This window comes from Streptomyces sp. NPDC042259, assembly GCF_055582085.1.
Genome location: NZ_JBVJDW010000001.1, coordinates 1,109,615 through 1,133,179, shown reverse-complemented (window position 1 = coordinate 1,133,179; position 23,565 = coordinate 1,109,615). Strand labels below are relative to the sequence as shown.

The following is a 23,565-nucleotide window of genomic DNA, read 5'->3' as shown; positions in this document are numbered from 1 at the left end:
CCGTGCTAAGAGAGACGGATGAAGGTCGTATCCGGGCCGTGGTCCACCGCGCCCCGCCGTGAGGCCCTCGGCGCGGCGGCACTCCACCTCTCGCTCGCGACCCTCGGGTTCACGGTCCTGCTGCTGGTCAACCACCACCTCGGGCACAGCGTGACGTGGCTGCTGCGGCGCTGGGACAGCGGCAACTACCTGGCCGTGGCCGAGCACGGCTACCCGGGCCGGATCCCCTACCGCCCCGACGGGCAGCCGGGCTTCTCCCGGCTGGCCTTCTTCCCGCTCGTTCCCCTGCTGGTCCGGGGCGCCCGGCTGCTGACCGGGCTGCCGGTGGAGTACGCGGGGGTGCTGGTCTCCTGGTGCGCCGCCACGGTGGCCGCCGTCGGTGTGCACCGGCTCGTGCGGGCGGTGGGCGGCGGCGCGGCGGCGGGGTACGCGTGCGTGGCGCTGTGGTCCTGTTCGCCGTACGCCTTCGCGCTGTGGGTGCCGTACTCCGAGGGCGTCTTCAGCGCGGCCCTGGTGTGGGCGCTGGTGGCCGTGGTGCGGGGGAGCTGGCTGACGGCCGCCGTGCTGTGTGCCGTGGCGGGCACGGTGCGGCCGACGGCGGTGGTGCTGATCGGGGCGGTCGTCCTGGCGGTCGGGTGGGCGGCGGTGCGGGGGCGGGGCGGCGCGCGGGCCTGGGCGGCCCTCGTCGTGGCGCCGCTGGGGCTGATCGGCAGCTGGCTGTACCTGGGCAGCCGGGTGGGCCGCTTGGACGGCTGGTTCGAGGCGGAACGGGCCTGGGGGCAGTCCTTCGACTTCGGCGCCGGGACCGCGGACTTCCTGCGGAGCGTGCTGCTCTACGGCAGGCCGGAGCGGGCCACCGACGTGCGCAACGCGGCCGTGCTGGCGGTGGTGCTGCTCACGGCCGTGGCCGTGGCGGCCCTGGCGCTGGACCGGCGGGTGCCCTGGCCGCTGGTCGTGGTGGTCGCCGGGGCGTGGCTGCTGATGACGGGGACGCCCGGCTCGCCGTTCTCCAAGCCGCGTTTCATGCTGCCGTTCCTGCCGGTTCCGCTCCTGTTGGTGGCGCGGCCGCTCGCGCGTGCTCCCCTGGTGGTGCGGGTCTGTCTCTACGGTGGGGGTGCGGTGGTCTCGGGGTGGTACGCGGCGGGCTTGCTCGTGCTGTTCGTGGGATCTCCGTGAGGCGTGGCGTCCCCGTGGGGGGAGCCGTCCCCGTCGGCCTCCGGTGCGCGGGCGGGCAGGGCGCGGAACACCCAGGCCCGGTAGGACCAGAAGCGGAAGAGGGTCGCCGTCCCGATCCCGAGGAACTTGAAGAGGTTGCTCTGGAACGGCGTGTCCCAGCCGAAACCGTAGGTGGCGATGTAGAGGACACCGTTCTCGATCACCAGGCCGACGGCGCTGAAGACGGCGAAGAGGGCGATCTCCCTGCTGCGCCGGCTCTTGTCCCGATCCCGGTAGGTGAAGTAGCGCAGCCCCAGGTAGTTGAAGGCGATCGCGACCACGGTGGCGATGACGCTGCACCGGACGACGGGCAGGCCGGTCGTCGCGCGGCAGAGGTTGAAGACCGCCAGGTTGACGAAGATCCCCAGGCCGCCCACGGTGCCGAACTTCGCGAACTCCCGGCCGAGCGCCAGCAGCCCCGCGCGGCCGGACGCGCGCCTTCCGCCCGGAGCCCGGGCTCCTCCCGCGGTACGCGTTCCTTTTACGGGGGCCGATCGCTTCGCCGGTCGCAAGGGCTTCTCCAGGTACGGTCGGTTCGGGCGCCACGCAAAGCAGACATTTACGAATGGAGACCTGATTGTAGTGTAAATTGCCGCGAAAACTAACATAGTGCGACAGTGGCGACACGAGACGCGACGACGGCCGCCCTCCGAGCCCACCCACCCGACCGACCCGGCGCCACACCCACAAGGACAGGCCCATGAGACCCACGCACACCCCCGCCGCCGTGACCCCGCTCCCCGCCGAGTGGGCCCGCACCGCGACGACCGTGGTGATGCCCACCTACAACGAGGCGGCGAACCTCCCCGCGATGGCCGAGGCCCTCATGGCCCTGCCCCTGGAGGGGCTGCGGCTGCTCGTCGTCGACGACAACAGCCCGGACGGCACCGGTAAGGTCGCCGAGGGCCTCGCCGAGCAGTACAACGAACCGGACCGCACCCGCGTCGGCGTCCTGCACCGCACCACCAAGGACGGCCTCGGCCGGGCCTACGCGGCGGGCATGGCCCGGGCCGTCGACGACGGCGCCCGCTACGTCCTGCAGATGGACGCCGACGGCAGCCATCCGCCCGGCAAGGTCGCCGAGATGCTCGGAGTCGCCCTCGCCACCGGCGCGGACGTCGTCGTCGGCAGCCGCTACGTGCCCGGCGGCACCCTCTCGGAGGCCTGGAGCCCGCACCGCAGGCTGCTCTCCCGCTGGGCCAACGCCTACGCCAGCACCATCCTGGGCACCCGGGTGCGCGACATCACCGGCGGCTTCAACCTCTGGAGCGCCACCGCGCTGCGCGCCCTCGACCTCTCCTCCGTCGACAGCGCCGGCTACAGCTTCCAGGTCGAGACCAAATACCGGGCGCTGCGCGCCGGATTCACGATCGTGGAGGTGCCCATCCACTTCGAGGACCGGACCGTCGGCGAGTCGAAGATGAACCTGTCCGTCCAGCTCGAATCCGTCGCCATGCCCTGGCGGCTGCGCGCGAAGGCCGTCCGTGGCTCCGGCAGACCCGCCCATCAGTCCGCTCGCTGAGCGCGTGGCCCCCTGGGCCGCCGCCACCGGCCGTCCGCGCCCCGGGCCGGACGCCGGGCGGCGGGTCGCGGGCGGCGCCGCCCTGCTGCTCGCCGCCCTGTCGCTGCTCATGGTGGTGCGGCTGCCCTGGGCCGGTGACCTCGGGGTGCACGCCGCGGTCCTCGAACGGCTGCGCACGGACCTGCTCCACCCGGGCAACCCGCTGGTGGCCGCCGACACCCCCAGCCCGTACTACTCGCCGTGGACGGTCGCGCTGGCCCGCGTCGCCGAGGCGACCGGCGCGAGCACCTTCTTCACGCTGCGGCTGGCCGCCTTCACCGGCCTCGTCCTGCTGCTCACCGGCGTCGCGGCGCTCGTCGTCACCTTCACCCGCCGGGCGGCGGCCGTCCCGCTGGCGCTGCTGTGCGTGCTGCTCCTGTACGGGGTGCGGCTGTTCGCGTGGAGCGGCTTCCCGGGCCTCACCTCGCTGTCCCTGACCCTCGCCTACCCGAGCACCTTCGCCCTGGGCCTCACCCTCCACTTCCTCGCCCTGCTGCGCCGGGCCCTCGGCGGCACCACCACGGCGGCCCGGGGGCTGCCCACGTTCCTGGCGCTGGGGGCGCTGCTGGCCGTCGTGCTGCTCAGCCACCAGTTCACGGGCGCGGTCGCCGTGCTCGGCGCCGCCGCCATGCTGCTGGGCACCAGGCCGTGGCCGGCCCGCGCGGTGTGGACGCGGGCAGCCACGGGGGCCGCGCTGGCCGTGGTGGTGCTCGCCCTCTGGCCGTACTACCCCTTCTGGTCGCTGCCGGGCACGGGCGGCCTGGATGCCATCCACCGGTCGCTCTACGACCACCTCGACACGAAGTTCTGCCTGGTGGGGCTGGGTGTCCTGGCGCTGGCGGCGCGTTGGTGGCGCGACCGCCGCGACCCTTTGGTGATCTTCTTCGTGCTGGGTCTCGCCGTCTTCGCGGCGGGCGGGGCGAGCGGCCACCACGCCTGGGGCCGGATCCTGCCCGCCGTCCTGCTGCCCGCCCAGCTCGCGCTCGCGATCGAGGTCGCGGACGCCGGTGCGGACGTCTTCGCACGCCGGGCGCGCGCCCTGGGACCGGCGGTGGCGGTGACGGCCCTGGCCCTGCTGGCCGGGGCCTGGACGCAGGCCGGGGTGCTGACCTACGTCCTGCGGGACACCGCCCTTCCGCCGGTGCTGCGCCACGTCCACCGCATCGCCCCCTGGCCGTCGTTCGCCTGGGCGGCCCGTCATGTGCCCAAAGGAGCGACGGTGATGACCGACGACTACTACGCGCTGCGGATGCTCCCGGCCTACGGCCCGTACACCGTCGCCCCCGCCTACCCCGACTTCTTCCTCCCCGACGAGCGGCGGCGCCGGGAGGCGACCCGCCGCTACTTCGCCCCGGCCACCGCCCGCGCCGAGCGGCTCGCCCTTCTCAAGGAGTACGGCGCACGGTGGGTGGTCCAGCGGGCCGGCGGCCCCGGGCTGCCGGCGGACGACCCCTCGCTGCGCAAGGCCGCCCAAGGGCCGGGCGGGCTCGCCCTGTTCGAGGTCGCCGAGGTGAGCGGGGGCGTCACCTCCGCCCGGGGTACCGGCCCGGGCCGGCACGCTGCCGGGGACGCCGCCGGGGACACCACCCGGCACACCGCCGGGGGCGCCCGATGACCGCGCCCGGCATCCGGCCGCCCCTGGAGACCCGGGTGGCCCGCGTCGAGAGGCCCGACGCCGCCGGGCGGTGGCTGCGCGGCGGCGCACCGTGGCCGGTGCTCGCGGCGGCGTCGCTCGTGTACGCGCTGAGCGTGTGGCAGGAGGCGAGCGCGGGCCGGCTGGGGATCGACAACGCGGTCGTGGTGCGCGCCGCCCGGACGTTGCTCGACGGCGGGTCGCCCTATGCGGACAAACGGTTCCTCTATCCGCCGGGCGCCGTCTTCGCGGCCGTACCCGAGACGCTGCTCACCGACCGCGGGGTGTCCCTCGTGGCACCGGCCCTCACGGCCCTGCTCGTCCTGGTGGGCGTCGTGACCGCCCTGCGGATCTTCGGTGTCCGGGCGGACAGCCGGCTGGCGGCGGTCACGGTCGCCGGGCTCGGCGTGTTCCTGCCGCTGCGCAGCGTCGTCCACCTCGCCAACTGGACGGTGTTCTCGGCCCTCGCCTTCCCCGCCGCCCTGTTGCTGGCGCGGCGGGGGCGCTGGAGCGGGGCGGGCGTGGTCGTGGGGGCGGCGATCGCGCTGAAGCCGATGCTGGTGCCCCTTCTGCTGCTGTTCGTCCTCGCCCGGCGCCGACGGGCGGTGGCCTGGGCGGTGGGCGTCCCGCTCGTGGTGTCGCTGGCCGCCGCGTGGGCGATGCCCCGGCCGGGCCTGTTCTTCACCCGGACGCTGCCGTTCCTGCTGCACGGGCAGGACGCCTACGCCCGCCCCTACGACGCGGCCTGGCCCTCGGTCCTGCCCCGCCTCGGCATCCCGTCCCCGCTCCCCACGCTCCTCGCGGTGGGCGCCGCCGTGACCGTGCTGGCCTTCGCCCGGCTGCGGTGGCGGCGCGGGGGAGACGAGGGGCTGCGGCTCGTGGAGTGCGCGGCGCTGCTGATGCTCGCGGCGTTCCTGGTGTCCCGGCCGTCGTTCCTGCACTACGCGATGGTGGTGGTCCCGTCGCTGGCCGCGTCGGGGGTGGTGCGGGGGGCCGCGGTGCGCTCGGTGTGGTGCTGGCTGCCGCTGGTGCCGCAGCTCGCCGGGGTGCACTGGCCCGAGCTGCAGAGCGCCGAGCGGCACGCCTTCAAGGACTTCGTCATGTTCACCGGCATGGCGGCGGGGCTGTGCTCGGCGGTGTGGCGGGCCCGCCCGCACCCCGCCACGGAGGTCACTGTCAGTGGTGGCACTTACTCTCTGTGTAGTGATCCCGATCCCCGGAACCACTCCGGAACGAGGTGAACCGTGACCGTCGCGCACCCCCTTCCCGTCCCCGACGTCAGCGTGGTCGTCATCGCCTACAACGACGCCGGGCGGCTGCCGCGCGCCGTGCGGTCGGTGCTCGGCCAGTCGCTGCGCAACCTCGAAGTGATCATCGTGGACGACTGCTCCACCGACGACACCTTCGCCGTCGCCCGCCGGCTGACGGCCGCCGATCCCCGGGTGCGCCACATCCGGCTGCCGGTCAACAGCGGCGGCTGCAGCGCCCCGCGCAACGCGGGCATCGACGCCGCCCGGGCGCCCCATCTGATGTTCCTCGACAGTGACGACGAACTGCCCTACCACGCCTGCAAATCGCTGCTGCTGACCGCCGAGGAGACCGGCGCCGACTTCGTCACCGGTGAGGTCACCCGGCTGTTCGAGGAGAGCGGCACCACCGGGCTGTGGTACCCCGGCCTCTTCGAGGACGTGCGGCTGGTCGAGGGCATCAGACAGGCACCCGAGTTCTTCCTCGACCACCTCTCGACGAACAAGCTCTACCGCGCCGACTTCGTCGCCCGGCACGGCCTGCGCTTCCCCGAGGGCATCCACTACGAGGACCAGCTGTTCAGCGCCCAGGCCTTCACCCTCGCGCGCGCCTTCGCCGTCGTCCCCTGGCCCGTCTACACCTGGCGGCTCGCCGCCGACCCGGACCGGCTGTCCATCTCCTCCAGCCGCCACGAACCGCGCAACGTGACGGACCGCATCCACGTGGCCCGGCTCATCGACACCTTCCTGGAGGAGACGGGCAACGCGGATCTGCGGCCCGCGAAGGACGCGAAGTTCCTCCGCCACGACTTCCGCCTCTACCTCGGTGACCTGCCCTTCCGGGACCGCTCGTGGACCGAGGGCTTCGCCGCCGCCGTCTCGCCCTACCTGGACGGCATCGCCCCCGAGGCCTTCGGCACGGTGCCGCGCGAGCAGCAGATCTGCCGGTACCTGCTGCGCGCCGGGCGCCTGGAGGAGGCCGCCGAGTGCGCCCGCACCCTCGACCGCCCGCAGCTCGCCCCGCGCCACGTCGTACGGCGCGGCGGGCGCGTGTACTGGGGGCGGGAGCTGCCCGCCGACGAGCGGGCGGCCGCCGGGCTCGACATCACCGACTGGCACCTGGACGACCAGTCCTTCGCCACCGGGCCGCTGCGGCACGAGGCCGCCCGGATCGAAGCGGACGGGCCCCTGCTGCGGTTCACCCTGCGCACCTACGACCCGGCACGGCTGCTGTCCGGCCCCGACGCCGGGGCCGTCACCGCCGAGCTGCGGCTCGCCACGAACGGCGCGCCGCTGACCGTGCCCATCCGCTACGACGAGGGGGCTCGCGACGACGGAGACGAGGGGGGTGAGGGGAACAGTGAGGTCCGTACCGCGGAGTTCGCCGTCGACCCCCGGCTGATCCCGCTCGGCCCCAAGGGCTTCCGGGGCCGCCGCCACCCCGTCGTCGTCCTCGACCGGCTGGGCCTCAGCCGCACCGACCCGCTGCTCGCCCCCGCCGGTCTGCCCGCCCTGCGGGTGGCCCTGCCCCTGCACGGGCCGTTCGCGGGGCACCGCGTCCGGGTGGGCTGCGAGGGGCGCGGCGCGGGGCGGCTCCAATTCGCCTGGGAGCGCACGGGCGCCCTCGGCCACGCCGAGAGCGTGGCCCCGCGTCTGGCACCGGTACGCCGCCGGATCCACCGGCTGATCCGCCGCGCCACCGGCCCCCGCGCCAAGGCCCTGACCTATCACGAGCTGCAGCGGCTGCCCATCGACGACGAGCTGGTGATCTTCGAGGCCATGGAGGGCCGCGGTTACGCGGACAGCCCCCGCTACCTCCACGAGGAACTGCTCCGGCGCGACCTGCCGCTGCGGGCCGTGTGGTCCTACTCCGGCAGCCGCGCCTCCTACCCCAAGGGGGTGCCCCTGGTCAGACGGGGCAGCTGGGAGTACGTCCGCGCGGTCGCCCGAGCCCGCTACTGGGTGGACTCGCACGGCTTCCCGATGATCTACGGCAAGCGGCCCGGCACCCGCTACCTGCAGACCTGGCACGGCCAGGCGTTCAAGCACATGGGCTTCGACGTGCCCGAGCTGCGGCTCGCGAGCCCCGAGCGCCGGCAGCAGCACCGCGACATGGTCGCCCGCTGGGACGCGCTCATCTCGCCCAGCGCCGAATTCGAGCGGACCTTCGTCCGGGCCAACGGCTTCACCGGCGAGCTGCTGCGCACCGGCCTGCCCCGCAACGACGTCCTCGTCCGCGGGGACGAACCCCGCCAGCGCGACCGCGCGGCCGTCACCCGCGCGAAGCTCCAGGTCCCGGAGGGCAGCAAGGTGCTGCTCTACGCCCCCACCTTCCGCGACGGCGCGCGCGGCACCGGCGAGTCCGTCCGCGTGGACCTGGCCGGGCTCCTCGCCCGCACCGGCGAGGAGTGGACGGTCGTGGTCCGCCCGCACTACTACGAGCGGTACACCGTGCCCCGCGAGCTGGGCCACGCGGTGCGCGACGGCCGGGAGTTCACCGACCTCAACGACCTGCTGCTCGCCTCGGACGCGCTGCTCACGGACTACTCGTCGGTGATGTTCGACTACGCCAACCTGGGGCGCCCCATCCTGCTCTACACCGACGACTACGAGCAGTACCGCGCCACCTCGCGCGGCACGTACTACGACCTGCCGGAGATCGCCCCCGGCCCGATGCTCGCCACGACGGACGAACTGGCCGGGGCGCTCAAGGACATCGGCGCGGTGCGGGAGGAGTGGGCGGCGGCGTACCGCCGCTTCCAGGAGATGTTCAACTCCCACGCGACCGGCCGGGCGAGCGCCGCCGTCGTCGACCTGTTCTTCACCGAAGGACGAGAGGGGACGGCCCGGTGAGCCCGCGCACACTCCGCAACGTCTTCCTGATCGGCATCGACGTGGACTCCATGGGCGGTTCGCAGCGGGTGCTGCACACCCTCGCCCAGGGCTTCGCCGAGCGCGGCCACCGCGTCGAGCTGATCGGGATCCGGCCGAGCCCCGAACCCCACACCTACGTCACCGACCCCGGGTACCGGCACGCCACGCTCTACCGCGCACCGGCCGCGCCCGCCTGGCGGGCCGCCTCCTTCGCCGAGCGGCTGCACCCCGCCCGGCTGCGCGCGGCGCGGGCCGAGCGGCGCGAGCGGGGGCTGGCCCGGGCGCGGCTCGCGCAGCGGTTCGCGGCGGTGTCCGAGGGCTATGTGGTCATCGGCTCGCCCTGGGCGGCGGTCTGGCTGAACGCCGTCGACCGGCCGCATCTGAAGGCGATCGGGCAGTACCACGAGTCGTTCTTCCAGGCATCGCACTCCGCGAACCTCCAGCTGATCCTGCGGCACTACCCGAAGCTGGAGAAGTCGGTGTTCCTGAGCGAGCCGGACGCGGCGGACTTCCGCCGCCGCCGGCTGCCGAACGCGACGGTGCTGCCGAACCCGGTGCCCTTCACCCCCACCGCCCCCGCGCCCCTGGACACCCGGCGCGTCGGCGCGGTCGGGCGGCTGGAGGCGGTCAAACGGCTGGACCGGCTGATCGACTCCTTCGCCGCGGCCTGCGCCGACCGGCCCGGCTGGGAGCTGCACCTGTTCGGCGACGGCCCGCTGGAGCCGGAGCTGCGCGCGCACGCCGAGCGGCTCGGCATCGCGGCCCGGGTCCGCTTCCGGGGCAGCGTGCGGGACGTGGCCGCCGCCTACCGGGAGCTGTCCGTGCTGGCCCTGACCAGTGAGCGCGAAGGGCGCCCGATGGCGCTCGCGGAGGCGTCCGCCGCCGGGGTGCCCTGCGTGAGCTTCGAACTGTCCGGCGGGGTGCGCGAGCTGGTCGACCACGGCCGCACGGGCACGCTCGTACCGCCCGGGGACACGGCGGCGTTCACCGCGGCCCTGCGGGAGCTGGTCGACGACGAAGGGCTGCGCGAACGCTACGGCCGCGCCGCCCGCGCCCATGTCGCGCCGTTGGCCTTGCCGGCCGTGCTGGACCGGTGGGAGGCGCTGTTCGAGGAGATCGACCGGTAGCTGCGCCGCTCGCCTGGCCGGCGGTTCTTCGGCTGCGGGCCGGTGGTGCCGCCTGCGGCGGCAAGCGCCCTGCGGGCGCGTCCTCAATCGCCGGACGGGCTTGAGTGGCCGGCGATTGAGGGCAACCACCGCACCGTGATGGTGCGGCGACAACAACACATCTAGGGGGAGTCGGAGTGCGGCGGTTCGAGGAGGAGAAGGCCGTGGCGTCCGCGGCAGGCGAAGCGGGCGCGGGCCCGGCGCAGTCTGCGCAGGGCGATGTCCACCGCGCCGCGCGCGCCGGGCGCCAGCCGCAGGGCGAGCGAGCCGCCTGCCGTGGCGTAAGGCTGGGCCAGCAGGATCCCGTGCCGCAGGCTGGGCAGGACGGTCCGGCGCAGTCCACCGCCGACGGCCCGGACGGTCGTGCGGAAGGAGGCGCCCGTCGCGCAGTGCACCCGCACCCGTACGTCCCAGACCTGCGGTGCGGTGGTGCCGGCGCGGCCCCGGGCGGCCAGGGCGCTGAGGCCGAGGGTGAGGTGCGCGGTCCACTGCGCGCCGTCGTGGACCAGCGGAAGGCTGCGGGTGAGGAGCGCGCCGCCGTCCCGGTGGCGCAGTTCGACGTCGACGGTGTGCGGGCGGGCCGTGGCCAGCCGTCCGTAGAGGTCGTTCACGCGCAGCCCCAGCTCGAAGCGGGGGCCGGCGGGGGCGGGCGGCGGTGGCGACGGGGGCGCCCCGGGGACGACGGGCGGCCGCGGCGAGGCGTCGGCCCCCGGCAGGGCGGGCGAGGGCGGCGGGCCGTGGTCGTCCGCCCGGGTGAAGCGCCACGGGCGGCGCCACCCGGGCGGCGGGGAGGGCGGCGACGGCAGCCGGCGCAGCGCGGCGCGGGGGCCGGACAGGGCGCGTGCCGCCGCGTCGACGGTGATGGGCAGCCGGTGGGGCGGTGGGGAGCCGGGGCCGGTGAGCCCGTCGAGTTCCACGTGCGGCAGGTCCTCCGCCCACACCGGCCGGCCGTCGGACTCGGCGTAGGGCGGCAGCAGCCGGGCCGGGCGGGCGGCCAGCTGGGAGAGGCGGTCCAGGTCGCGGGGTGTCTCGGCGGCCAGCACGACCCGGGCGATCCAGCGGGCGGGCAGCCGGGCGGAGCACAGTTCGACCTCGTCGTAGCCGGCCAGGCGGTCGCGGGCCAGGCGCCACCACGCGCGCCGGTACGCGGGGCTGCGGGTGGGCAGTTCGCGGACGTACATGCGCAGGTCGTGGTCGAGGAACTTCACCCGCGCGGCGTGGGCGAGGGGTTTGCCGCCGGAGTCGAGGAGGATCTCCACGCTCCGCCGGTGGGCGGCCAGGCGCGCCCGCCAGTTGGCGACCCGCTCGCGGTCCAGGGAGATCGACGGCTTGGCCGCGTCGCGGCGCACGTGCCAGATGTAGACGGTGTCGGGCACGGTGGCCACCCGGGGCGCCGCCGCGAGGACCTGGGCGGTGAAGACGAAGTCCTCGTAGGGGAAGCGGCCCTCGGGGAAGGCGATGCCGTGCTCGGTGAGGAAATCCCGGGCGTAGAGCTTGTTGACGCAGAGGGTGTCGTGCACGAGCGCCGGGTGGTCCCCGGGGATCCGGACGGCGGGCCGCCGGTAGAGCCCGGGCTGCCATCGGGTGTCGTGGTGCCGGGGCAGTTCGCGGCGCACGCACAGACCCGCCGACACGGGGGCCCGGTGGCGCAGGGCGGCCCGCAGCAGGGCGTCCGCCGCGCCCGGCGGCAGCACGTCGTCGCTGTCGAGGAACATCACGTAGGGCGCGGTGGCGGCCCGTACGCCGTCGTTGCGGGGGGTGCCGCAGCCGCCGCTGTTGGCCGGGCGGTGGATGACCCGCAGCCGGGGGTGGCGGGCGGCCAGCTGGTCGAGGAACTCGCCGGTGCGGTCGGTGGAGGCGTCGTCCACGGCGATGACCTCGGCGACGGCGGGGCCCTGCGCCAGGGCGGAGTGGACGGCGTCGCGGATGTGCCCGGCGTCGTTGAAGCCGATGACGATCACACAGACCCGTGCGACGGGCGGGGCGTCCGGGTCCCGCTCGAAGGTTTCGCTGTCGCTCGCTGCCACAGAACACAGTTTTACCTACAAATACCTATCAAGTGGGGCATTGCGCCCCTGGGCGCGGTCGGCGGACGCCCGGGCCGGGACAAGGAGCGGCAGGGATGAGGGCAGGGGCCGGAAGGGAACGGACCGGACTCATGGGGCCGACACGACGAGTGGGACCGGTGCGGCGCCCCGCCGCCACGGGCCCGGAGCCGGACGGAAGCCCGGACGCGAGACGGGACGGAAGGCGGGAGGAAAAGCCGGACGGAAGGCCGCACGGAATATCGGGCCCCGCACCGGGCGTGGCGCCGACGGCGCCGTTTGGGCCGACCGGGCAGGCCGGGCCGACCGGGCTTTCCGGGCCGTCGCCCCGGGGCGGCCGGCGGCGTGCGGCGGTGGCCGCCGTCCTCGTGCCCGCCGCCGTCATGCTCGTGCTCGGCCTGTGGGGGCTGGACCGGGGCACGATGTGGCGGGACGAGAGCGCGACGTTCCAGGTGGCCCGCCGCACCCTGCCCGAGATCCGGCACCTCCTCGGCACGATCGACGCCGTGCACGGCCTGTACTACCTGCTGATGCACGCCGTCCTGGCGGTGCGCGAGGACGAACTCGCGCTGCGCGTGCCGTCCGTCCTCGCCACCGCGGCCACCGCCGCCCTGGTCGGCGCGATCGGCTGCCGGCTGGCCCGCCCCCGCGTGGGCCTGTGGGCCGGGCTGCTCTACGCCACCACCCCGTTCGTCAGCCATTACGCGCAGGAGGGCCGCTCGTACGCGCTCGTCGCCACCGGCGCCGCCCTGGCCACCTGGCTGCTGATCCGGGCCGTCGAACATCCCTCGTACGGGCGGTGGACCGGCTACGGCGCGGCCGTCGGGCTCACCGCACTGCTCCACGAATTCGCGATCCTGCTGACGGCCGCCCACGGCCTGACCCTGCTGCTCTCCCGGGTGGCGTGGCGGACCCGGCGCGGCTGGGCGTGCGCGGCCTCGGCCGCGGCGCTCGCACTGCTGCCCCTCGCGCTCTTCTCCCGGGGACAGAGCGGACAGGTCTCCTGGATCCGGCCGCCCGGCCCCGAGGAGGCCGAGGCACTGCTGCGTGCCTTCACCGGCCCCGACGACACCGTCCGCACCGGTGTCCTCCTGATGGCCGCCGTGGCGCTCCTCCTCCCACGGCCGCGCTCCGGGGCCCTCCACCTCAACGCGGTCGCCCTGCCTCTGGCCCTCGTCCCGCCGGTCCTGCTCTACACCGCCGCGCAGTGGCAGCCGCTCTTCCTCGACCGGTATCTGCTGTTCGCCCTCGCGGGCGTGCCGCTGCTCGCCGCCGCCGGGGCCGACCGGCTCCTCGGGCTCCTGCCGGTGCCCCGGCGCGGGCGGCGGGCCGTGGCGGCGGCCGGGGTCGCCGTCGTCGCGGCGGCCTTCGTGGGGCAGCTTCCCGAGCAGGCGCGCGAGCGCCTGCCGGCCGGCCGCGGCGACGAACTCGCCCGGACCGCCTCGGTGGTCGGGCACCTGGCCCGGCCGGGTGACGCGGTGCTGTTCCTGCCGCTGCACGAGCGCCGCGTGGCCCTCGCCTACCCCGAGGACTTCACCGGCCTGCGCGACCTCGCCCTCGAAAGGTCACCCGCCGCCTCCGGCACCCTCTTCGGCGAGGAGGTGCCGGCCGCCGAGCTGCGCGCACGACTGGCCCGGCTCCCCGCGAGCGGCCGGGTGTGGGTCGTCACGGACACCGGCGTCGGCGACCGCTGGATCCACTCCCGGCCCGCCGAGCACGCCAAGACCACCGTCCTGGGCGAGCGCTACCGCGAGGAGTCCTCGGTGTTCGTGCGCGGCGGCGCGGTGTCGCTGTACGTCCGTAGGTAGGCCCCGCCCGGCGATGGAGGACAACCGCCGCGCAGCGGTGGGTGAGCCCCTGTGATCCGCCGGACAGGCCCCGGCTCACTTGACGCCGCCCGCCATGATCCCGTTGACGAACTGGCGCTGGAAGGCGAAGAAGACCGCCAGCGGCACGATCATCGAGAGGAACGCGCCCGGGGCGAGGACGTCGATGTTGCTGCCGAACTGCCGCACCTGCTGCTGGAGGGCGACCGTGATCGGCGGGTTGCCGCTGTCCGCGAAGATCAGCGCGATGAGCATGTCGTTCCACACCCACAGGAACTGGAAGATGCCCAGCGAGGCGATGGCCGGCCCGCCCAGCGGCAGCACCACCCGGGTGAACAGCCGCAGTTCCCCGGCGCCGTCCAGCCGGGCCGCCTCCAGCAGCTCGCGGGGGATCTCGGCGAAGAAGTTCCGCAGCAGGAAGACCGCGAACGGCAGTCCGAAGGCGGTGTGGAAGAGGATCACTCCCGGGGTGGTCTCGAAGACCCCGAGGGTGTTGAAGAGCTTCGCGACGGGAATGAGCGCCACCTGCACGGGCACGACGAGCAGCCCGACGACGACCATGAACCACCAGTCCCGGCCCGGGAAGTCGAGCCAGGCGAAGGCGTAGCCGGCGAGCGCGCCGATCAGGATGACCAGCACCGTCGCGGGGACGGTGATCAGCGCGGTGGTGAGCAGGGACTCCATCACCTTGTCGTTGCCGAGCAGATGCGCGTAGTTCTCGGTCGTCAGTCCGCCGGGGTGGCTGAAGACCCGCCACCAGCCGGAGGCGTCGATGTCCGCCTCGTCGCGCAGCGAGGACAGCAGCAGCCCGACCGTCGGCATCAGCCAGAACAGGCCGACGACGAGGAGGAAGACGCGCAGGGCGCCCCCGCCGGCCCGGGCGGCGATCCGGGCCGGGAGCGACCGCTTCGCCCGTACGGCCGTGTCCGTGGTGGTCATCGCCGCCGCTCCCTTCGCATCCTTCGTATGTTCACGAGCATCACCGGCAGGACGAGCAGCAGCAGGAGGACGGCGATGGCGCTGCCGACTCCCTGGTTGACGTCCGTACCGAAGGACGACTGGTAGAGCTGGAGGGCGAGGACGTTGGCGTTGTCGAGGCTGGAGCCGGGGGCGATGATGTAGACGAGGTCGAAGATCTTCAGCACGTTGATCATGAGGGTGATGACGACGACCCCGAGGACCGGTGCCAGCATCGGTACGGTCACCCGGCGGAAGACCTGCCATTCGCTCGCGCCGTCGACCCGGGCCGCCTCCAGCAGTTCCCGGTCCACCCCCGCCAGGCCCGCCGCGATGAGGACCATCGCGAAGCCGGCCCACATCCAGATGTACGAGCCGATGATGGCCGGGGTGACGAGCGTGGGGCCCAGCCAGTCGACGCCGCCGTAGGAGGCGGCGAAGTTGGCGGCCGGAAGGCGCAGCCGGGCGCCCGCCGCGGAGTCGGGCAGGGTGAAGGTGCCGTCGGCGGCCGAGGTCGCCGAGGCGACGGTCTTCCCGTCCCGCACCGCCTCGACCGTGATGCCCGCCAGGGCCTTCTCGCCCTTGTCGACGTGTCCGGCCGTGCCGTCGCCGCCCTTGGCGAAGTCCAGCCACACCGTGCCGGTGACCTTCCCCGCCGCCTGCCGCGGCGGTACGGCGTCCCGCGCCCCGGCGACGTCCTCCGGTTTGACGGCCACCAGCGGCAGGGCCGCCGGGGAGCCCGCCCGTACGGCCGACTTGGTGGTGAACGCGCCGTCGCCGCTCGCCGCCAGGTCAGCGGACGGCCGGGGGTGCGCGCCGGGGAAGGGCGCGGGGTCGGCGAAGGTGTCGTGGACGCCGACCCACACCGCGTTGGCCACCCCGCGGTCGGGGTCCTGCTCGTACACCAGCCGGAAGATGATGCCCGCGGCGAGCATGGAGATCGCCATCGGCATGAAGACGACCAGCTTGAAGGCCGTGGCCCAGCGCACCCGTTCGGTCAGCACCGCGAAGATCAGTCCGAGCGCGGTGGCGACGGTGGGGGCGACGGCCACCCAGATCACGTTGTTGCGCAGGGCCGTGCGGATCCGGTCGTCGGTGAAGACCTCGCGGTAGTTGTCGACGCCCACGAAGCCGTCGCCGGAGGCGTCGAAGAGACTGCGGTGCAGGGAGTAGCCGATGGGGTAGACCACCAGGGCGCCGAGCAGGGCCAGGGTGGGCAGCAGGAAGCAGGCGGCCACCCACGGGCGGGTGCCGAGCACGCCCCGGGACGGGGTGACGGGCGGGTCGCCGGGCGTCGGTGCGGGCCCGGAGGCCGGGCCGCCGCCCGCTGTCGCGGTCGACATGATGACGCGGCCGTCAGTTCTTGAACGCCTTGGCCGCGTCGGACTCCAGTTTCCGCTGGGTGCCCGCCACGTCCTGGGGGTTCCGCAGGAAGTCCTGCAGGTGCTTCCACTCGCCCTGGCCGGGCTTGCCGCCGAAGGAGGCGGGGGCCTGGTCGGACATGTCGAAGCGGAAGTCGTCGCCCGCCGACACCAGCGCCTTGGCGATGGAACGCAGCACGTCATTGGGGTACACGGCCGGGTCGAGGTTCTTGTTGGCCGAGATGAAACCGCCCTCGTGGGCCCAGATGCCGGCGGCGTCGGACGAGGCGAGGAAGGTCAGCAGTGCCTGCGCCGCCCGGCTGTCCTTGAGGGCCACCCCGACGTCACCGCCGGTCACCACGGGCGAGTCGGATCCCACCGCCGGGAAGGGGAAGACCTTCGCTTCGGTGCCGATCTTCACATGGGCGCCGAGGATGTTGGCCGCCGCCATGTCGCCCTCGAAGACCATGGCCGCCTTCGCCTTCTCGCCACCGACGAAGGCCTGGGTGACGGAGGCGGGGAAGGTGACCTGGATGGCGCCGTCGTTGCCGCCCGCCAGCAGCTCCCGTTTGCCGAAGAGCCGCCCGAGGGTGGTCAGCGCGTCCTTGACGGACGGATCCGTCCACTTGATCTTGTGCTGGGCGAGCCGGTCGTACTTGTCCTTGCCCGCCTGGGAGAGGTAGACGTTCTCGAACCAGTCGGTCAGGGTCCAGCCGTCCGCCCCGCCGACCGACACCGGCGGCACGCCGTAGTCGGCGATCACCTGGGCGGTGCGCAGGAACTCGTCGAAGGACTTGGGTTCCTTCGCGCCCGCCGCCTCGAAGATCTTGGTGTTGTACCAGACCAGCGACTTGTTGCTGGTCTTGAAGTACACGCCGTACCGCTTGCCCTCGTACGAGGCGAGGTCCTGCCACCCCTTGGAGTAGTTCTTGTCCAGCTGCGCGGTGGCCCCGGCGCCGAGCGGCTTGAGCCAGCCCTTGCGCGCGAACTCCTTCAGCACGCCCGGCTGCTGGAGCATCGCGACGTCCGGCGCCTCGCCGCCGGCCATCTTCGAGCCGACGAACGAGGACATGTCGTCACCGCTGGGCACGAAGGACACCTCGGCGCCCGTCCGCTTGGCGAACTCGTCCAGCACCTTGGTGAAGTTCTTCTGCTCGGTGCCCGTCCACACGGCGGTGACCTTGAGCTTCTGCCCGTCGAGCTTGGGGAGGTCGACGGTGCGCGGAACCGGCTTCGAGGAACCCGAGGGTCCGTCGTCCTTCGCCTCCCCGCCGCCGTCGTCGCCGCAGCCGGCGGCCGTCAGAGCCAGTGCGGCCGCCGTGACCAGAGCCAGTGCCCCACGCGTCGCGCGCGCCCCGCGCGGCGAACTGCGAAGTGGTGTACGCGATATACGCATAGCCGTCCTCCCGTACCCGGTTCCCCGTGGACGGCCGCGCGCCGTACGTCGAACCGGCGTACGGCCTGTCTCCCGTGCCGACAGTCCTACGCCGGGTCCGGAGCCGCCGCAATACCGCCCCCGGCATCAACTCACCGATCGTGACCGGGCTGTGATGCGCCGTCACATGAGCCGCGCCGCGCTGTCCCCCGTGGACCCGCCCGTCACGCCGGGCGGGGCGGGTCCGGCGGCAGGAGGGACGGAGCCGGGGAGGTGCCCGCCGACTGGGCGGCGCGCAGCAGGGCACTGGCGAGCAGCGCCAGATCGGTCGGGCCGTTGCCCAGCTCGCGCAGGGGGCGGCGGGTGGGCGGATCGCCCATGCGCTGCCAGTCCACGGCCACGACCGTCGGGCGCAGCGTCGCCGTCCGGGGGATCCGGCCCGTGACCCGGCCCGCCTGGAACGGGGTCATCGCGTCGTCGTCGGGCCGCTGCAACCTGCCGCGCCCCGGGGCGGGTTCGCCCGAGCCGCCGCCGTCGCCCCCGCCGTCGGCCGTCGGGGGCGCGATCTCCAGGGTGACGCGCAGCCCCGACCGCTCGACCGCCGCCGTGTCGGCCGTGCGGTCCGGGCGCCCGGACGCGGCGACCAGGTGCACACCCAGCCGCTCGCCGTCCCGGGCCACGGACTCCAGCGCCCGCACGACGGAACCGGCCGCCGGGCGGCCCGTGCTGCCCAGAGCGGGGGCCACGAGGGCGTCGAAGTCGTCCACGAGGACGACGAGGCGGGGCAGCGCGGTCTCGGCGGTGCGCGCCGGACCGTCCTTCTGCGCGCGCAGCTTCAACGTGCCGCTCGGCGCGGAATCGAGGTCGCCGGACGACGCGTCCGCCGGGCGGCGCGGCGAGATGATCTGCGCGGCGGTGTGCTGCGCGTGCCACCCGCAGAAGTCCAGCCGGCCCAGCAGCTCGGCGCGGCGCTTGAGCTCCGAACTCAGCGCCTGCGCGAACTCCCGCATCCGCACCGGGTCGGCGGCGGCGAGGTACGTCGACACGTGCGGCAGGTCCGTGCAGACCCGAAGGCCCTCGCCGCGCTCGGCGCCCGCCCCGTCGACGAGGACGAGCGAGAGCCGGTCGGGGCGGTCGGCGGCCGCCAGTGACGCGGCGAGCGAACGCAGCAGCTCGGTCTTTCCGCAGCCGGGCCCGCCCTCGACGAGCAGATGCGGCCCGTCCGCCGCCAGATCGACGGTCAGCGGCCCGTGCGGCCCGGCGCCGAGGACGGCGACGGCCCGCCCGCCGGGCCGGGAGCCCCGGTCGGTGGCCGCCGCCCAACGGGCCGTCAGCGAGGCGGGCGTGGCCCGGGCGAGCCCCAGCTCGTCCAGCAGCCGGGCCGTTCGCGGCAGTGCCGCGACCACCCGCCCCGCCTGCCCGTGCGCGCCCTGCGCGTCCGCCATCCGCAGCGGCGCCAGCGCCCGCGCGAACCGCTCGGCCCAGGCCGCCGACACCGCGTCGACGGCGGCGATGACGGTGTTCCCGCCGGCCGCCGCCGGGGGAGGGGTGCCGTGGCCGGGGGAGGGGACGGTACCGCCGTACCGGGTGGCGTGCCCGCCGAGCGCGGGCGGCCCGCCCCCGGCGTCCCGGCCGGGCGGCCCGTACCCGCCGGGCGCGTCGGCGCCGCCGTGCGGGCCCGCGTCCGCCTCGAAGGCGGTACCGGTACCACCGCGGTGGATCACCTGGACCACCGTGGCCACGTCCCCGCTCAGCAGCGCCACCGCGCCGCACCGCGGGAAGGCCGGGGAGAGCGCGCGGGCCGTGTCCAGGGTGGCGGAGACGGGGGAGGCGGGGGTGGTGGCCGGGGTGTCCGCCAGGCACAGCAGGTGGATGCCGGCCGCCGGGCCGCCCGTGGCCAGCCGCGAGACGGTCTCCCGCAGCGCGGCCGAGCCGGGGTCGCCGTCGACGATCAGGATCGTGAACGGCCCGGCGTAGTGCTCGACGACCGAGGCCACGGCCCCGGGGGCCGCGCTCGCCCAGTTCGGCCCCAGGGGGCCGTCGTCGAGACGGCGCACCAGCTCCGCCGTGCGGGCCTCGGCCTGCTCGCGGTCGTAGGCGACCAGCAGCCGGCAGTCCTGCCCGTGCGTCGGCCGGAGCTGCGGCAGCCAGCCCAGCCAGGACCATTCCGCCAGCCGCTCCGCCACGCTCCGCGAGCGGTCGGCGCTGATCAGGACGAATTCCAGCGCGGCGGGCGGGTGCAGCGCCGCGAGCTGCGCGAGGACGGACCGGGCCAGCCCGGACAGCCGCTCCCGGGGGCCCGCCAGGCCCAGCGCCCCGACCTCCCGCAGCGCGACCGTCACCGGCACGGACGGCAGCAGCCCGCTGCCGTCGGCGGCGTACCGGTCGGTGGTGCCCAGCCGCACGGTCAGCAGGTCCGGGTGGTCCGGGCCGCGCTCCCACAGCCGGGGCCCGGGGCCGAGCGCGGTCAGCAGCACGCTCGCCGGATCGGGCCACCGCTCGCGCAGCGACCGGGCCAGGGCGCGGGCCCGCTCCGCGTCGCCCTCGGCCGTGGGCGGCCATTCCTCGGCGACGGCCGCCCGCTCGGCCCCGCGCCCGCCGGCCAGCCGCCGGGCCCATGCGCCTATGCCGCGGTTCCGGCCGCCCCGCTTGCCCTCTTCCGGCGCCTCGTCGGCGACGGGCGGCGCGCCCGGGCCGGGGGGAACGTCGAACCGGGTGCCGCGGCCGCCGTGGGTGAGTTGCCCGGAAGCGTGGGGGTCGGGGAATCCGGCGGGCCCGGTGGCGAAGCCGGTGGGGTGGCGCGGCCCGGGCACCGCGGCGGTGTCGGCGAAGCCGCCCGGCGCCGTGCTGCCGGCAGCTTTGGCCGGGCCGGGGTAGGAGGCGTGCGCGGCCGTCTGGCCGCCGTCGCCGTAGTCGGTGGCCCCGGGGAATCCGGCGAGGCCCACGAAGTGGCGGGTCTCGGCGGTCCGGGCGGGGCCGGTGGCCGCGTGCGCCGGCGCGGGGCCGCCGCCGGCGTCGCCGAAGCCGCCGGCCGGGCCGGGCCCCCCGGCCCCGCCCCGGGGGGCCCTGGCGGGGCCGGGAACACCGGCGGCGCCGCTCGCCGGCGCTTCCGCGAACCCGGCGGAGCCCTCGGCCCACGAGGTCGTCCCCCGGGGCTGCCCGGCGCCGCCGGGGACCGTCCCCGCCGCCACCCGCAGGTGCCCCTCGCCGTCCGGCACCGCCGCGAGGACGCGCGGCGAGGTGTCACCGGAGCCGTGCAGGCTCAGCGTGGACTCGCCGACCCGCAGCAGCGTGCCGGCGGGGAAGGGGACCGGGCGGCCGTCGAGCGGGGTGCCGTCGAGGACCGTGCCGTTGGTGGAGCCGAGGTCGTGGACGGTGACGGCGCCGTCGTCGGCGACGGTCACCGCGCAGTGCAGCCGGGAGACGTCGGGGTCGTCGAGGGGCACGTCCGCCGAGCTGGAACGGCCGATGCGCACCTCGCCGCCGTGCAGCAGGTGCACCCCGCCCGCGTCCGGGCCGGAGACCACGTGCAGCCGGGCGGCGGCCTCCGGCACACCGGACAGCGGCACGCCCGCGTGCCGGTCCGGGTCGGCCGGGGCGCCCAGGGACAGCACGGCGCCGTCGACCAGCGGCGGCTCGCCCAGCGCGCTGCGCTGCGCGTCGAGCCGCTCGGCCCCGGCGTAGACGACGACGGCTCCGCCGCCGAGATCGCAGCCCGCCGCCGCGGCGGCGGCCGCGAGGCCGCTCGCCACACTGGCGAGGGCCGTCCCGGCGGGGGCGGTCACCAGCACGTCGCAGGCGCGCGTCGGGTGAGGGCCATGAGGGGGGGTGTGGCCGCTGAGCGGCCCGAGGACGGTCAGCCGGATCTGCATCGCCGTCAACGGTCCCTTCCTGCCCGGGGTGCCGGCAGGGTTCCGCACTACCCCCACCACGCACGGGCGCGTCGGCACGTACAGGTCACCACGTTCGCGCGGGGCCTCCCGCTCCCTCCCCGCCGCATCCGTGCTGTGAGCATCCTCGCACCTGCCACTGACGACGCGCCCGGGGACGGCCAATTCGTGATCTTGAACGACGATCCGAAGGTGCGAAATCGTGAGGTCGCGAACGCGGGATGGCCAAGTCGTGCCACACCGTGTCCGCTCAGGGTCCGTTATGGTCCGCTCCCCGTCCGCTCCCCGCCCCGGCCGTCAGCCGGGCGCCCGCGGATCCCCCGCACGGGGGGCGTGGCGGAACGCGTGTGGCAACCATCTGTCCGGAACGCGCGTCTATCCCATGAGCCCCACTGAACGAGACCCGTCAACGGTCGGTGCGGCAGCACTACAGTGGGCGAATGGCCGGCAGCGGCCACCGCAAGCTTGGATCACGATCAGGGAGCACATGACGTGCGGCCGGTAGGCAGTAAGTACCTGCTCGAGGAGCCGCTCGGACGCGGAGCCACGGGCGTCGTCTGGCGAGCCCGCCAGCGAGAGGCGGCCGGCGCCGAGGCCGCCGTGGCCGGCCAGCCCGGCGAGCTGGTCGCGATCAAGGTCCTCAAGGAGGAGCTGGCGAACGACGCGGACGTCGTGATGCGCTTCCTGCGGGAGCGCTCCGTCCTGCTGCGGCTCACCCACCCCAACATCGTCCGCACCCGTGACCTCGTCGTCGAGGGCGATCTGCTGGCGCTCGTCATGGACCTGGTCGACGGCCCGGACCTGCACCGCTATCTGCGCGACAACGGGCCCTTCACCCCCGTGGCGGCCGCGCTCCTGACCGCCCAGATCGCCGACGCCCTCGCGGCCAGCCACGCCGACGGCGTCGTCCACCGCGACCTCAAGCCCGCCAACGTTCTCCTCAAGAACGACGGTCAGGCGATGCACCCGATGCTCACCGACTTCGGCATCGCCCGCCTCGCGGACTCGCCCGGACTCACCCGCACCCACGAATTCGTCGGCACCCCGGCGTACGTGGCGCCCGAGTCCGCCGAGGGCCGCCCGCAGACGTCCGCCGTCGACATCTACGGCGCCGGCATCCTGCTGTACGAACTGGTCACCGGCCGTCCGCCGTTCGCCGGCTCGACCGCCCTGGAGGTCCTGCACCGCCACCTCAGCGAGGAGCCGCGCCGCCCCACCACCGTCCCCGAACCGCTGTGGACGATCATCGAGCGGTGTCTGCGCAAGCGCCCCGAGGAGCGGCCGAGCGCCGAGAACCTCGCGCGTGCCCTGCGCGTCGTCGCCGCCGGGGTCGGGGTGCACGCCTCCCCGGCGCAGGCCGAGGCCGCGCTCGGGGTCGCCGCGCTGCTGGCCCCGGACCCCGAGCCCGCCCAGGTGCCGGGCACCGGCGCGGACGGCGGCGCCCCCGGCGACGCCGACCCCACCCAGATGCTCCCGACGAACGCGGGCTCCTACGACCCGAACGCCGCGACGAGCTTCTTGCCCCACACCCCGCCCGGGCCGAACGCCGACCCGACGCAGGTCCTGCCCACCGGCCCCGGCGGGCCGCAGTCGGGCGACCCCACCCGCGTGATGCCGCCGGTGCCCCCGGGCCCGCCGCAGCCCTCGGGCGACGACCCGCACCCGTGGCAGACCCAGCTGCGCGCGGCCCGCGACCGCAACGACCAGACGCAGGTCCAGTACCTGGACCCGAGCGAGGACCCGCTGCGCCGCCGCCCCACCCGCCGGGCCGGCGCGCCCCAGCAGCCCCCGCAGCAGCCCCCGCGCCACCAGCAGCCGCCGCAGGGCGGCTACGGGCAGCAGCAAGGGCAGCAGCAGTACGGACAGCAGCAGTACGGGGGGCAGCAGCGGTACGCCCCCCAGCAGCCGCAGCCCCAGCAGTACGCTCCGCAGCGGCAGCCGGGGCAGCGGCCCCAGCCGCAGCACCAGCCGCGCTACCAGCAGCCGCCGCAGCCGCCCCAGCAGCAGCACCAGCCGCAGCGCTACTCCCCGCCGCCGGCTCCCGAGCCCGCCGCCCCGCGCCGGGAGCCCAGGCCGCCCCGGCAGCGCGGCGCGAACCCCATGCGGATTCCGGGTCTGGGCTGCCTCAAGGGCTGTCTGTTCATGATCCTGATCCTGGTCCTCGGGTCCTGGCTGGTCTGGGAGTTCACCCCCCTCAAGGACTGGGTCGCCGACGGCCAGAACTTCTGGGACGCCACCTGGGACTGGATCACCGACGCGAAGGACTGGGTCTCCGGCCTCGCGTCGGGCAGGTGACCCACCCGGTTCACCCGCCCGGTCGATCCACCCGGTGACCGGCCGCCCCCGGCGGTCCCGCCGCCGCCCCGATCTTGGAGACTTGTCGACATCTGAAGGGTGTTTTCTGCCGCAGAAGCG

Annotated in this window: 14 protein-coding genes; 8 read left to right on the top strand and 6 right to left on the bottom strand. The window is 75.0% G+C overall.

Going from position 1 to position 23,565, the window contains the following annotated elements; all coding sequences use genetic code 11:
* The first annotated feature begins 18 nt into the window (after positions 1-18).
* Positions 19-1,176, top strand: coding sequence for a hypothetical protein (locus tag ACZ6MA_RS05105; protein WP_469431100.1), 1,158 nt, complete (start codon positions 19-21; stop codon positions 1,174-1,176).
* Here ACZ6MA_RS05105 and ACZ6MA_RS05100 read toward each other — a convergent pair.
* Positions 1,104-1,628, bottom strand: a complete 525-nt coding sequence (locus ACZ6MA_RS05100) for a GtrA family protein (protein ID WP_469431214.1) — start codon at positions 1,626-1,628, stop codon at positions 1,104-1,106. The genes ACZ6MA_RS05105 and ACZ6MA_RS05100 overlap by 73 nt on opposite strands.
* A 287-nt stretch (positions 1,629-1,915) precedes the next feature.
* On the opposite strand from ACZ6MA_RS05100, the gene ACZ6MA_RS05095 reads away from it, so the two are divergent.
* The 5 genes from ACZ6MA_RS05095 to ACZ6MA_RS05075 are packed head-to-tail and all read left to right on the top strand — an operon-like array spanning position 1,916 to position 9,657.
* Complete coding sequence (locus tag ACZ6MA_RS05095; protein ID WP_469431098.1) at positions 1,916-2,737, top strand: polyprenol monophosphomannose synthase; 822 nt, start codon at positions 1,916-1,918, stop codon at positions 2,735-2,737.
* A gap of 4 nt (positions 2,738-2,741) precedes the next feature.
* Positions 2,742-4,391, top strand: a complete 1,650-nt coding sequence (locus ACZ6MA_RS05090; RefSeq protein WP_469431097.1) for a hypothetical protein — start codon at positions 2,742-2,744, stop codon at positions 4,389-4,391.
* Complete coding sequence (locus ACZ6MA_RS05085; protein WP_469431096.1) at positions 4,388-5,650, top strand: glycosyltransferase family 87 protein; 1,263 nt, start codon at positions 4,388-4,390, stop codon at positions 5,648-5,650. The genes ACZ6MA_RS05090 and ACZ6MA_RS05085 overlap by 4 nt, the downstream gene beginning before the upstream one ends.
* Positions 5,651-5,653: 3 nt before the next feature.
* Complete coding sequence (locus tag ACZ6MA_RS05080) at positions 5,654-8,509, top strand: bifunctional glycosyltransferase/CDP-glycerol:glycerophosphate glycerophosphotransferase (RefSeq protein ID WP_469431094.1); 2,856 nt, start codon at positions 5,654-5,656, stop codon at positions 8,507-8,509.
* Positions 8,506-9,657, top strand: a complete 1,152-nt coding sequence (locus ACZ6MA_RS05075; protein ID WP_469431093.1) for a glycosyltransferase — start codon at positions 8,506-8,508, stop codon at positions 9,655-9,657. Before ACZ6MA_RS05080 ends, ACZ6MA_RS05075 begins: the two co-directional genes overlap by 4 nt.
* A gap of 161 nt (positions 9,658-9,818) precedes the next feature.
* On the opposite strand, the gene ACZ6MA_RS05070 is transcribed toward ACZ6MA_RS05075, so the two are convergent.
* Positions 9,819-11,723 carry a glycosyltransferase family 2 protein gene (locus tag ACZ6MA_RS05070; protein ID WP_469431091.1) on the bottom strand — a complete coding sequence of 635 codons (1,905 nt, stop codon included), beginning with the start codon at positions 11,721-11,723 and terminating at the stop codon, positions 9,819-9,821.
* 371 nt (positions 11,724-12,094) lie between these two features.
* Between ACZ6MA_RS05070 and ACZ6MA_RS05065 the strand changes: the two genes are divergently transcribed.
* Complete coding sequence (locus ACZ6MA_RS05065) at positions 12,095-13,549, top strand: glycosyltransferase family 39 protein (protein WP_469431089.1); 1,455 nt, start codon at positions 12,095-12,097, stop codon at positions 13,547-13,549.
* 75 nt (positions 13,550-13,624) lie between these two features.
* Here the strand turns inward: ACZ6MA_RS05065 and ACZ6MA_RS05060 are convergent, their stop codons facing one another.
* The 4 genes from ACZ6MA_RS05060 to ACZ6MA_RS05045 all read right to left on the bottom strand — a co-directional run bounded on the left by ACZ6MA_RS05060 (position 13,625) and on the right by ACZ6MA_RS05045 (position 21,132).
* On the bottom strand, positions 13,625-14,506 hold the full coding sequence (locus ACZ6MA_RS05060; protein WP_469431087.1) for a carbohydrate ABC transporter permease: 882 nt from the start codon (positions 14,504-14,506) through the stop codon (positions 13,625-13,627).
* Positions 14,503-15,867: a carbohydrate ABC transporter permease gene (locus ACZ6MA_RS05055; protein WP_469431085.1), complete on the bottom strand. Its 1,365-nt coding sequence runs from the start codon at positions 15,865-15,867 to the stop codon at positions 14,503-14,505. Before ACZ6MA_RS05055 ends, ACZ6MA_RS05060 begins: the two co-directional genes overlap by 4 nt.
* A gap of 13 nt (positions 15,868-15,880) precedes the next feature.
* Positions 15,881-17,281: an ABC transporter substrate-binding protein gene (locus ACZ6MA_RS05050; protein WP_469431083.1), complete on the bottom strand. Its 1,401-nt coding sequence runs from the start codon at positions 17,279-17,281 to the stop codon at positions 15,881-15,883.
* Between the two features lie 203 nt (positions 17,282-17,484).
* On the bottom strand, positions 17,485-21,132 hold the full coding sequence (locus ACZ6MA_RS05045) for an FtsK/SpoIIIE domain-containing protein (protein ID WP_469431213.1): 3,648 nt from the start codon (positions 21,130-21,132) through the stop codon (positions 17,485-17,487).
* Positions 21,133-21,642: 510 nt separating this feature from the next.
* On the opposite strand from ACZ6MA_RS05045, the gene ACZ6MA_RS05040 reads away from it, so the two are divergent.
* The gene (locus tag ACZ6MA_RS05040; protein ID WP_469431081.1) at positions 21,643-23,445 is read left to right on the top strand and encodes a serine/threonine-protein kinase; all 1,803 of its coding nucleotides are present in this window, start codon (positions 21,643-21,645) and stop codon (positions 23,443-23,445) included.
* The last annotated feature ends 120 nt before the right edge of the window (positions 23,446-23,565 follow it).